Below are 12420 nucleotides of genomic sequence, written 5' to 3' on the forward strand. Positions count from 1 at the left end.
AAGCCCGGCCCGATGGCGGGCGGGTAACTGAAACAGTCGCTCATTGGAGGACTACCCTATGCGTAGCTACGACCTCACTCCGTTCTATCGTTCCACTGTCGGCTTCGACCGCCTCTTCAGCCTGCTCGATCAGGTGACTTCGGACGGCAGCCCCGGCTATCCCCCCTACAACATCGAGCGCACCGGCGAGAATGCTTACCGGATCAGCGTTGCGGTCTCCGGCTTCTCGCAGGCCGAGCTTTCGATCGTCGCGAAGGAGAACACGCTGACGATCAAGGGCGAGAAAACCGCCAACGAGAACTCCGGCAGCGCGGCCGAAGTGCTCTATCGCGGCATCGCCTCCCGCGCCTTCGAGCGCGTTTTCCAGCTTGCCGACTTCGTGCAGGTGAAGAACGCTTCGCTCGAGAACGGCCTGCTCCACGTCGATCTCGTTCGCGAGATTCCCGAGGCCAAGAAGCCCCGCAGCATTCCGATCGGCAGCGGCGACAAGGCCCCGCAGGTGGTTGACGGCTCGGCCAGCAAGGTCGCAGCCTAAGCGACAGATCCCGCGTCGGCAGATATTGGCTGAACGCGAAAACGCCCCGGGAAACCGGGGCGTTTTTTGTTGGCGGCTTCGTAGCCCGGATGGAGCCAATTACTCCAGCCCCTGCACCTTCGGCATTTGCTGGGTCGGCAGGATCGCGGGCGCCGGCGGCGGCGAAGCGGCCTGACCGACGGTCGGGACCTCGGCTTGCCTAACGGCCTGCGGCGCCGCCGCAGCCTGCTCGGCCGGCGCGGGTGCGGCTGCCTGGGCGGGTGCAGGCTGTGGCGCAGCGGTCGGCGGGACGGCCGCCTGGGCCGCAGATGCGGGAGCCGGAGTGGCGGGAACCTGGGCCTTGGCCGCAAGCGGGCTCCGCTTCGGCACCGGCACGCGGCTGGCGACATGCGGGATCGGGAGTGGCGGCCGCGGCACCCGGGCCTGGATCGCCCGGGGCATCGGGCCGACCGGGCCGTAGGTCGCGCTCATCTCCTCTTCGAAATTGTCGCCGAGCCGGTAGGCCGGGGTGAAGCGGACGATGTGCCCGTCGCGGGCGTCGATCGCCAGCCGGCCGTCGTCGCCGCCCTGGTCGATCACCGAGATGGTGTAGACGAAGCCGCGCTGCTGGGGCGCACCGAGCGGCAGATAGCCGTTCTCGCGCAGCACGGTATAGACCTCGACCGGCGGCAACAGGCTCGGGACGCGGCCGAAGCGCGGCGGCGGTGGAACCTCGGGCATGGCGGCGTAGGGCCCGTCCATGTCGGATACCCTGACCAGCGCCGGGCTGCCGATCCGGGCTGATGTCGCCAGCTGCGCCTGGGCCGAGGCTGCGCTGAGCGCGAGGGCGGCGGCTGTGACCGAACCTGTGAACAACTTCATCGCCGTTACTCCTGTCTGGCCCGCCTTGAGGAGCTTCCCGCTCTCTTGCCGGCTTGCCGGGCGAAATTTCGGTTTGAATTCCGGCGGTCCTTGGTCCCTCCTTGGGCCAGATCACGGCGTGTTTGCTTCGAATCAGCGGCGCCCGGGCACCCGCCGAGCTGTCCGATCCAAGCATGCGGGCGAGGACTTCCTCGCGCTTGTGTGATAGACAAAAATTTGGCAAGGTCGAGGTTAGGACAGCAAAGCTGTCTCAATTTCGAGGCCATTCCGGCATAGGGATTGCAACGAAAACTCGGCGCCCCGGGCTCCGAGAATGCTGCAGGCAGGGCCGTCCCTCAGGGGACGTTGAAACGCCCGTCGCCTGAATTTAGGAAAATGCGGCTCGCGGCGGACGAGCGGTGGCCCGGTGGGTGCCGCAACGTCCAAGGTGCGCCAAATACGGTGAGGCCCCTTACGAAAGGGAGAGGACACATGAGCGGGTCGGAATTCGAGCGCGAAACCATCGTGACAGGCATGCTGTCGGCGACCGCGGACTCGAAAGCCGCCGATGCCGCGCATGATGCGTCCTATGGACCGCACACCCCCGAGCTTCACACCTGGCGCCCGCAGGCCGAAGGCCTGTACGACCTGAGCCTGGAAAAGGACTCCTGCGGCGTCGGCTTCATCGCCAACATCAAGGGCCAGAAGTCGCATCAGATCGTCTCCGATGCGCTGAGCATCCTGTGCAACCTCGAGCATCGCGGCGCCGTCGGCGCCGACCCGCGCGCCGGTGACGGCGCCGGCATCCTGGTGCAGATCCCGCACGCCTTCTTCGCGCGCAAGACCGCCGAGCTCGGCTTCAAGCTGCCGAAGCCCGGCGAATACGCCATCGGCGCGCTGTTCATGCCGCGTGATGCGGCGTGGCGGAACGTGATCAAGAGCATCATCGCCGACGAGATCAAGAACGAGGGCTTCAAGCTGCTCGGCTGGCGCGACGTGCCCAGTGACAATTCCTCGCTCGGCGTCACGGTGAAGCCGACCGAGCCCTATCACATGCAGGTCTTCATCGGCCGCAACAATGCGGTCAAGACCGAGGACGATTTCGAGCGCCGGCTCTACATCCTGCGCAAGTCGATCTCGCAGGCGATCTATCAGCGCCGCGACCGCGGCATGGCGGGCTATTATCCGTGCTCGCTGTCGTGCCGCACCGTGATCTACAAGGGCATGTTCCTCGCCGACCAGCTCGGCAAGTACTATCCCGACCTGCATGAAGCGGATTTCGACAGCGCGCTGGCGCTGGTGCATCAACGCTTCTCGACCAACACCTTCCCGACCTGGTCGCTGGCGCATCCCTACCGGATGATCGCCCATAACGGCGAAATCAACACGCTGCGCGGCAACGTCAACTGGATGGCGGCGCGGCAGGCCTCCGTGCATTCGGAGCTCTACGGCAAGGACATCAGCCGCCTGTGGCCGATCTCCTATGAAGGCCAGAGCGACACCGCCTGCTTCGACAACGCGCTCGAATTCCTGGTGCAGGGCGGCTACTCGCTGCCACACGCCGTGATGATGATGATTCCGGAAGCGTGGGCCGGCAATCCCCTGATGGATGAGCAGCGCCGCGCCTTCTACGAATATCACGCCGCGCTGATGGAGCCGTGGGACGGCCCGGCCGCGATCGCCTTCACCGACGGCCGCAAGATCGGCGCGACGCTCGACCGCAACGGCCTGCGCCCGGCGCGCTATCTCGTCACCAAGGACGACCGCATCGTGATGGCGTCCGAAATGGGCGTGCTGAAGATTCCGGAGGACCAGATCGTCACCAAGTGGCGGCTGCAGCCCGGCAAGATGCTGCTCGTCGACCTCGAGCAGGGCCGCCTGATTCCCGACGACGAGATCAAGGCCGACCTCGCCAAGAGCCATCCCTACAATGACTGGCTGCACCGCACCCAGATCCAGCTCGAGGAGCTGCCGGATGCGTCGGCCAAGGGCGTGCGCTCCAACCTGCCGCTGCTCGATCGCCAGCAGGCGTTCGGCTACAGCCAGGAAGACATCACGATCCTGATGACGCCGATGGCGGCCACCGGCGAGGAAGCAGCCGGCTCGATGGGCAACGACACGCCGATCTCGGCGCTGTCGGACAAGCCGAAGCAGCTGTTCACCTACTTCAAGCAGAACTTCGCGCAGGTGACGAACCCGCCGATCGATCCGATCCGCGAAGAGATCGTGATGAGCCTCGTCTCGATCATCGGGCCGCGGCCGAACCTGTTCGACCTGCAGGGCGTCGCCTCGACCCAGCGCCTCGAAGTGCGGCAGCCGATCCTGACCGATGCCGACCTCGAGAAGATCCGCTCGATCTCCGACGTTCCCGAGACCCACTTCAAGTCGCGCACGCTCGACACCACCTTCCACGCCGGCTTCGGCGCGGCGGGCATGGAGCAGGTGCTCGACGAGCTCTGCGCGCGCGCCGAGGGCGCGGTGCGCGAGGGCATCAACATCATCATCCTGTCGGACCGCATGACTGGCACCGACCGGATCCCGATCCCGTCGCTGCTCGCCTGCGCCGCCGTGCATCATCATCTGATCCGCACCGGCCTGCGTACTTCAGTGGGCCTCGTCGTGGAATCCGGTGAGCCGCGCGAAGTGCATCACTTCGCCTGCCTCGCCGGCTACGGCGCCGAAGCGATCAACCCCTATCTCGCGTTCGAGACCATCCTCGCGATGAAGGACCGGCTGCCCGGAGCGCTCGACGACTATGAAATCGTCAAGCGCTACATCAAGTCGATCGGCAAGGGCCTGCTCAAGGTGATGTCCAAGATGGGCATCTCGACCTATCAGTCCTATTGCGGCGCGCAGATCTTCGACGCCGTCGGCCTCAAGGCTGACTTCGTCGCCAAGTATTTCGCCGGCACCCACACCAGGATCGAGGGCGTCGGCCTCGGCGAGATCGCCGAGGAGACGGTGCGGCGCCACACCGATGCGTTCGGTGACGGCCAGATCTACAAGAGCGCGCTCGATGTCGGCGGCGAATATGCCTACCGCACCCGAGGTGAGGACCATGCCTGGACCGCGGAATCGGTCTCGACGTTGCAGCATGCCGTGCGCGGCAACTCGCTGGAGCGCTACCGGGCGTTCGCCAAGATCCTCAACGAGCAGTCGGAGCGTCTGTTGACGCTGCGCGGCCTGTTCCGGATCAAGAGCGCCGAGGACGACAAGCGCAAGCCGGTCAAGCTCGAGGACGTCGAGCCGGCCAAGGACATCGTCAAGCGCTTCTCGACCGGCGCGATGTCATTCGGCTCGATCTCGCGCGAGGCGCACACCACGCTCGCGATCGCGATGAACCGGATCGGCGGCAAGTCGAACACCGGCGAGGGCGGCGAGGAATCCGACCGCTTCAAGCCGCTGCCCAACGGCGACTCGATGCGCTCGGCGATCAAGCAGGTCGCCTCGGGCCGGTTCGGCGTGACGACGGAATACCTCGTCAACTCCGACATGATGCAGATCAAGATGGCGCAGGGCGCCAAGCCCGGCGAAGGCGGCCAGTTGCCCGGCCACAAGGTCGACGCGACGATCGCGCGCGTCCGGCATTCGACGCCGGGCGTCGGCCTGATCTCGCCGCCGCCGCATCACGACATCTACTCGATCGAAGACCTCGCCCAACTGATCTACGACCTCAAGAACGTCAATCCGGACGGCCAGGTCTCGGTCAAGCTGGTGTCCGAGGTCGGCGTCGGCACGGTTGCCGCCGGTGTCGCCAAGGCACGCGCCGACCATGTCACCATCGCGGGCTTCGAGGGCGGCACCGGTGCCTCGCCCCTGACCTCGATCAAGCATGCCGGCTCGCCGTGGGAGATCGGTCTTGCCGAAACCCATCAGACGCTGGTGCGCCAGCGGCTGCGCAGCCGCATCGCGGTCCAGGTCGACGGCGGCTTCCGCACCGGCCGTGACGTCGTGATCGGCGCGCTGCTCGGGGCCGACGAGTTCGGCTTCGCCACCGCGCCACTGATCGCGGCGGGCTGCATCATGATGCGCAAGTGCCACCTCAACACCTGCCCGGTCGGCGTCGCGACCCAGGATCCGGTGCTGCGCAAGCGCTTCACCGGCCAGCCCGAGCACGTCATCAACTACTTCTTCTTCGTCGCCGAGGAAGTGCGCGAGATCATGGCGCAGCTCGGCTACAAGTCGTTCGACGAGATGGTCGGGCAGGTCCAGATGCTGGACCAGACCGCGCTGGTCTCGCACTGGAAGGCCAAGGGCCTCGACTTCTCCAAGCTGTTCGTGCGGCAGAAGGAGGAGAAGGGCCAGACGATCTATCACTCGGAAGGCCAGAACCATCATCTGGAGGCCGTGCTCGACCGCCGGCTGATCGAGAAGGCGCAGGCCGCGATCGATCGCGGTGCGCCGGTCAAGATCGAGGAAGAGATCAACAACACCGACCGTTCCGCCGGCGCGATGCTGTCGGGCGCGGTGGCCAAGATCTACGGCCATGCCGGCCTGCCGCTCGACACCATCCATGTCGGCCTGAAGGGCACGGCGGGACAGGCGTTCGGCGCCTGGCTCGCCAACGGCGTCACCTTCGAACTCGAGGGTGAAGGCAACGACTATGTCGGCAAGGGCCTCTCGGGCGGCTGCATCATCGTCAAGCCGCCGAAGAACTCCGGCATCGTGCCGGAGGAATCGATCATCGTCGGCAACACCGTGATGTACGGCGCGATCGCGGGCGAGTGCTACTTCCGCGGCATCGCCGGCGAGCGCTTCGCGGTGCGCAACTCCGGCGCGGTCGCGGTCGTCGAAGGCGCCGGCGATCATTGCTGCGAATACATGACCGGCGGCATCGTGGTGGTGCTCGGCAAGACCGGACGCAACTTCGCGGCCGGCATGTCGGGCGGCATCGCCTATGTGCTGGACGAGAGCGGCGACTTCAGCAAGCTCTGCAACCTTTCGATGGTCGAGCTGGAGCCGGTGCTGTCGGAGGAGATGATCAACGCCGACACCTACCACCACTCCGGCGATCTCGAGGCGCATGGCCGGGTCGACGTGTTCCAGAACCTGCTCGACTCCGACGTGGAGCGGCTGCACGTCCTGATCACGCGTCACGCCAAGCTGACCGGTTCAAAGAAGGCGGCCGAGATCCTCGCCGACTGGAAGAGCTGGCTGCCGAAATTCCGCAAGGTGATGCCGGTCGAGTACCGCCGCGCGCTGAAGGAAATGAAAGCCAACGCCGACGCCGAGCCGAAGATCGCGATCGGCGCGTAGTATCACCGGGCGTCATTCCGGGGCGCGCATCAGCGCGTGCCCGGAATCTCGTCGAACCACTTCGAGACCTCCGGGTCTGCGTCTCGCGGCGCAGCCCGGAATGACGGACAACTGAGATGCAGGGGCATCGGGTTTCAATGGGTAAGATCACAGGTTTTCTCGAGATCGAGCGGCATGACCGCAAGTACGAGCCGGTCGCCGATCGGCTCAAGAACTTCAACGAGTTCGTGATTCCGCTGAGCGAGAAGGACACGCGCGACCAGGCCGCGCGCTGCATGAATTGCGGTATCCCCTATTGCCACGGCACCGGCTCGACCGCGCCGGGCACGCCGGGCTGCCCGGTCAACAACCAGATCCCCGATTTCAACGACCTCGTCTATCAGGGCAACTGGGAAGAGGCCTCGCGCAACCTGCACTCGACCAACAATTTCCCCGAATTCACCGGCCGGATCTGCCCCGCGCCGTGCGAGGCGTCGTGCACGCTCAACATCGACGACAACCCGGTCACCATCAAGACCATCGAATGCGCGATCGTCGACCGCGCCTGGGACAATGGCTGGCTGAAGCCGGAGATCGCTGCGCAGAAGACCGGCAAGAAGGTTGCCGTGATCGGCTCCGGCCCCGCCGGCATGGCCGCCGCCCAGCAGCTCGCGCGCGCCGGCCACGAGGTGCATGTCTACGAGAAGTTCGCCAAAGCCGGCGGCCTGCTGCGCTACGGCATTCCCGACTTCAAGATGGAGAAGGACGTCATCGACCGCCGCGTGGCGCAGATGGAGGCCGAAGGCGTCACCTTCCACTACGGCAAGGCGGTGGGTGGCTCGACGCCAGGTGCGATCGACCCGCAGGAGCTCGCCAAGCAGTATGACGCGGTCGCGCTGACCGGCGGCGCGGAAGCCCCGCGCGACCTGCCGATCCCCGGCCGCGACCTCGCCGGCATCCACTTCGCGATGGATTTCCTGCCGCAGCAGAACCGCCGCGTTTCCGGCGAGCCGCTGAACGGCACAGCCGATATCCTGGCCGGCGGCAAGCATGTCGTCGTGATCGGCGGCGGCGACACCGGTTCGGACTGCATCGGCACCTCGTTCCGGCAGGGCGCGAAGTCCGTGACCCAGCTCGAGATCATGCCGGCGCCGCCCGAGCACGAGAACAAGGGCGTGACCTGGCCGAACTGGCCGCTGAAGATGCGCACCTCGTCGAGCCAGGCTGAAGGCGCGGTGCGCGAATACGCGGTGCTGACGACGAAGTTCGAAGGCGTCGACGGCAAGGTGACAAAACTGCATTGCGTCAAGGTCGACGACAAGTTCAAGCCGCTGCCCGGCACCGAGTTCACGCTCGACGCCGAGCTCGTGCTGCTGGCGATGGGCTTCGTCCATCCGGTGCACGAGGGCCTGCTCAAGACGCTCGGCGTCGAGCTCGACCAGCGCGGCAACGTCCGCGCCTCCCTGCAGGACTACCAGACCTCGCGCGCGAAGATCTTCTCCGCCGGCGACATGCGCCGCGGCCAGTCGCTCGTGGTCTGGGCAATCCGCGAAGGCCGCCAGTGCGCACGCTCGATCGACAGCTTCCTGATGGGGAAGACCGACCTGCCGGGGTAGTCGCTCGGCAGACACGTCGAACTGCATCTCAGCAATTCAGCTGTCATCGCCCGCGAAAGCGGGCGATCCAGTATTCCAGAGGCGTCAAGGCTGGAGGCGGACGAGCCGCGGCACCGGCGGCTCACGGACCCATTACGGCAATGGGAAGGCTCGTCCCATTTCTTCTTCCAGGTCTGCGTCCGGCAGAACACACTCATCGCGCAACCGGTCAGTTCCAGCGAGGAGCCGGCAAGCTTGGCCGTGCCTGAATAGGTCTTGTCGTCCTGCGGATCTGTGATCGTGCCGGCATACTTCCCGTCACCTGCGGGTTTCATCGAACCGATGGTCTTGCCGGCAAACTTGCCGGTCTTCAGCGTGATCGTGCCGCCGGAGATCACGGCCGTATCGCCGCGCGCGGTAATCCAGGCGCCGTCGATCGAATCCGCATGAGCGGCGCCTGCGGCGATGACCAGTGCTGCGGCAGCCAGGGAAAGTTTGCGCATAGTCGTCGTTCCTCCCGATGGATTGAAGGCGTCATTCTCGTCCGTCCATTCTGGACGAACTCCGCCAAAGTGCCACAGGGCGCACGTGAAGCAGCGAGGCCCTCTAGTTCTGCACCCGCACGCCCAGCATCACCACCGTCGACGACGAGCTCTGTCCCGCCAAATTCGAATCCAGCCAGTCGCGGCGCACCGTGCCCTTGATCCAGAGGCTGCGGGTCATCTTGTAGATCAGGTCGGCGGACACCGAGTAGATGGTGTCGTTGCGGTTGTCGCCCTGGTAGTCGAGCGTGCCGTAGGTGAACTTGCCGATCGCGGTCAGCCAGCGCCGGAAGTCGTGGTCGACCTCGACGGTGTAAGTGCGCGACAGCACGCCGGAGGTGCCGGGCAGCGTGGTCTCGCCGAGCTGGGTGTCGGAGTAGAATTTGGCCGTGGTCAGCGGCGTCGCATTCCAGGTCAGCGAGGCGGTGGTCAGCAGGCCCTCAAGCGGGCTAAGCCGCGGGTCGACATAGTCGCGCCTAGCATAGCCGATCGAGATTTCGCCGAACAGAATCCGCGTGAATTCGAACGACGTGCCGACCTTGGCGTAACCGCCCGACGAATTGCGCGCGTAACCGGCGCGGTCGAGATAGAGATCATGGAAGCGGCTGTCGCCCTCCACTTCCACGAACGGCTTCACGGCCGGATTGAGCTCATAGCTGACGCGGCCGACACCGCCATATTGGGTGAAGTTGCGGTCGTCGTTCGACGACGAGGTGCCGTCGGTCAGCTTCGACCATTGGTAATCGGTGCGGTCGACGGTGCCGCCAAGCGAGACCTGCATGCGGTTGAAATTCTGGTCGATGCCGAAGGTGCCGCCGACCGTGGTGTAGATCGGATATTTGGCGAGGCCGGCCTGCACGTTCGGGCTGCCGGGATTGTCGGTCGAGACCAGCATGCGGGCCTGTCCCGTCAGATGCGTGTCCCTCGACACATCGAGGCGGCCGTCGATATGCCCGGTGAAGTTCGGACGGTCGACATCGAGCGGCGCCGACAGCGGCGTGCCGTCGATCGGCGTGAGCTGGGAGCCGTAGCCGGTGAAGGAGCCGCGCAGATCGGCGACGACGGCGTGGCGCTCCCAGTCCGACATCGCGACGAATTCCGGCGCGACCATGTAGAACGCCTTGCCCTGCGGCGAATTCAACCGGCCCGGATTGGTGTCGTAGCCCGCCATCACCTCGACCGCGGTCTTGACCATGAATGAGCCGGCGTAATCGCCGACCGCGCCGAACGGATCGTCGTCGAGCTTGAGCCGCCTGCGCGGCGGCTGGCCGACGATGGTGCCGGCCATCGCCGGCGGCAGCGGCGGCTTGCTGGCGGTCTCCGACGGCGGGATCGACAGCCGCAGTTGCCCGGCCGCGGTCAACGGCTGTGGCGTCGGCGCCGGCGAGCCGGGTCCCGGCGGCGGCTTCGGCTTGGCCTGGCCCGGATAATATTTCGGCTTCAGGCGCTTCCGGTTGAGCGAGTCATAGCCCGATGTCGCGGCGCCGTTGGCGGCAGGAAGACCGTAGGTCGGGACCTGTCCGACACGGTCCGTGGTTGATGTCGACGACGAAGCACGCCGGCCGGGATCGGCGTCAGGCAGCCGCAAGCCGCTGAGCGGATCCGTGGCATCGGCCGTGGTCCGGCGCAGCGGCGAATCCTGGGTGATCACCTGGCTCTGCCGGTTCGGGCTGAACAGATCCGGCGTCACGGTCTGGGCGATGGCGAGCCCGGTCGTCGCGGTCAGCGAAAAAGTCAGCAGAAGGCATGGCAAAACCACGCGAACGAAGTGTCCACGCCGATTTGGGCCGCTTGCTGGCCGCCGCCACACGATGGAAATACTCCAACGAATTCATGCACTTGACGTACGCATTTCGCCGGGCGGCGAAAAACGTCGTTAATGGAGTTAAAACAATTATGGTTAATGAGCCGTTGAGGATCCGGCGCCGCGCGTCGCATCGCGGAATCGAACGTGCTAAGGGAGACGCCCGGGTGCAAAACCCCTCCCCTGGAATACGAAATGGCCAAACCGAAACCGCTGATGACCAAATCATCCGGCCCCGATGACGGCGCCATTCAGTCGGCGCTCCGCACCCTCGATGCCGAAGCAAGCGGCGTCGCTGCGCTCTCTGCGGCACTCAAATCCGACCTCGGCGCGGCGTTCACGGCGGCGGCCGAGCTGATCCGCAAGGCCAAGGGGCGGCTGATCGTCACCGGGCTCGGCAAGTCGGGCCATATCGGCCGCAAGATCGCCGCGACCTTCGCCTCCACCGGCACGCCGGCGTTCTTCGTGCACACTGCCGAAGCCAGCCACGGCGATCTCGGCATGATCACGGCCGACGACGCGATCCTGGCGCTGTCATGGTCCGGCGAGCAGCCGGAGATGCGCAATCTGATCGCCTATGCCGCGCGCTTCGGCATCCCGCTGATCGCGATGACCGCCGACAAGGACTCGACGCTGAGCAAGGCGGCCGACGTGCAGCTCACCATGCCCAAGGCCCGCGAGGCCTGCCCGCACAATCTGGCGCCGACCACCTCCTCGCTGATGATGCTGGCGCTCGGCGATGCGCTGGCGATCGCGCTGCTCGAAGGCCGCGGCTTCACCTCGACCGATTTCAGCGTGCTGCATCCGGGCGGCAAGCTCGGCGCGCTCTTGAAATATGCCCGCGACCTGATGCATAGCGGCGACGCGCTGCCGCTGAAGCCGCTCGGCACCAGGATGTCGGACGCGCTGGTCGAGATGACCTCGAAGGGCTTTGGCTGCGTCGGCATCGTCGACCGCTACGGCCATCTCGCCGGCATCGTCACCGACGGCGATCTGCGCCGGCAGCTGACGCGCCCCGACCTTTTGACGCTGTCGGTCGACGAGGTCATGACCAGGACCCCGAAGACGATCAGCCGCGACACGCTGGCCGGCGAGGCGCTGGAGCTGCTCAACGCCTCGAAGATCACGACGCTGATCGTGACCGATGCGAAGAAGCCGGTCGGCATCATCCATCTGCACGATCTGCTGCGCGCCGGCGTGGCGTAGGGCCACCAAAGTTCGTCATTCCGGGGCGCGCCTCTTGGCGCGAGCCCGGAATCCATACTCACGATGGTGGTTATGGATTCCGGGCTCGTCGCTTCGCGTCGCCCCGGAATGACGATGATTATGTCGGAAATCTTGCCGCGGTCGCCTCCAGCGGCAGGGCCAGCGCGTTGGCGAGGTAGGAGACCGTGCGGTAGAAGCCGCACAGCAGGATGATCTCCAGCACCTGATCGTCATCATAATGCGCCGACAGTGCCGCGTACTCCGCGTCGTCCAGCGTCGCGCGCGCATGCAGCGCATCGACGGCGGCGATCAGCGCCTGTTCGGCCGGCGACCAGCAGTCGGCATCGGCCGCACCGCGCACGGTGGCGTGGATCTGCTGCTCCGACAGCCCGGCCGCGGCGCCGAACGCGGTGACATGCACGCCCCATTCATATTCGCAGGCATTGAGCGCGCAGGTGCGGTCGATCACAATCTCGCGCTCCCGTAACGGCAACGGCCCGCGGTCGAGCAGGCTGCCACCGCGAAACTTCTCCCAGGCGCGCGGGTGCCCCGCCATCATGCGGAACAGCACCAGCGGCGGCTTGCCGCGCATGATGCGGTCGAAATGCTGTTGGACATCCGCTGCATAGGGCGGATCGAGCGGTGCGATGCGTGACATAGGCC

At 65.9% G+C, this 12420-nt stretch carries 7 protein-coding genes and 1 pseudogene; 4 read left to right on the top strand and 4 right to left on the bottom strand.

Translation table 11 applies throughout. The features are described 5' to 3' along the window. The first annotated feature begins 58 nt into the window (after nt 1-58). Nucleotides 59-535, top strand: coding sequence for an Hsp20 family protein (locus ACVIGA_RS14695; RefSeq protein WP_456666940.1), 477 nt, complete (start codon nt 59-61; stop codon nt 533-535). 99 nt (nt 536-634) lie between these two features. Here the strand turns inward: ACVIGA_RS14695 and ACVIGA_RS14700 are convergent, their stop codons facing one another. Further along, a complete protein-coding gene (locus tag ACVIGA_RS14700; protein ID WP_456666941.1) occupies nt 635-1396 on the bottom strand; it encodes a hypothetical protein in 762 nt (253 codons plus the stop codon). 471 nt (nt 1397-1867) lie between these two features. Here ACVIGA_RS14700 and gltB point away from each other — a divergent pair, with 471 nt between their 5' ends. After that, nucleotides 1868-6631, top strand: coding sequence for a glutamate synthase large subunit (gene gltB, locus ACVIGA_RS14705; RefSeq protein ID WP_456666942.1), 4764 nt, complete (start codon nt 1868-1870; stop codon nt 6629-6631). 137 nt (nt 6632-6768) lie between these two features. Continuing rightward, nucleotides 6769-8226: a glutamate synthase subunit beta gene (locus ACVIGA_RS14710; RefSeq protein ID WP_456666943.1), complete on the top strand. Its 1458-nt coding sequence runs from the start codon at nt 6769-6771 to the stop codon at nt 8224-8226. Between the two features lie 161 nt (nt 8227-8387). Here the strand turns inward: ACVIGA_RS14710 and ACVIGA_RS14715 are convergent. Both ACVIGA_RS14715 and ACVIGA_RS14720 read right to left on the bottom strand, forming a co-directional pair. Further along, a pseudogene (locus tag ACVIGA_RS14715) lies at nt 8388-8708 on the bottom strand (DUF2147 domain-containing protein); the annotation flags it as partial. Between the two features lie 103 nt (nt 8709-8811). Next, entirely contained in the window at nt 8812-10506 is a 1695-nt protein-coding gene (locus tag ACVIGA_RS14720; RefSeq protein WP_456666944.1) for an outer membrane beta-barrel protein, read from the bottom strand. A gap of 240 nt (nt 10507-10746) precedes the next feature. Here ACVIGA_RS14720 and ACVIGA_RS14725 point away from each other — a divergent pair, with 240 nt between their 5' ends. After that, nucleotides 10747-11757: a KpsF/GutQ family sugar-phosphate isomerase gene (locus ACVIGA_RS14725; protein WP_456666945.1), complete on the top strand. Its 1011-nt coding sequence runs from the start codon at nt 10747-10749 to the stop codon at nt 11755-11757. A gap of 118 nt (nt 11758-11875) precedes the next feature. Here ACVIGA_RS14725 and ACVIGA_RS14730 read toward each other — a convergent pair whose 3' ends face one another. Next, nucleotides 11876-12415 (bottom strand): carboxymuconolactone decarboxylase family protein, encoded by a 540-nt coding sequence (locus ACVIGA_RS14730; protein WP_456666946.1) that lies wholly within the window; start codon nt 12413-12415, stop codon nt 11876-11878. Nucleotides 12416-12420 lie beyond the last annotated feature (5 nt).

The organism is Bradyrhizobium sp. USDA 3240 (assembly GCF_054063295.1).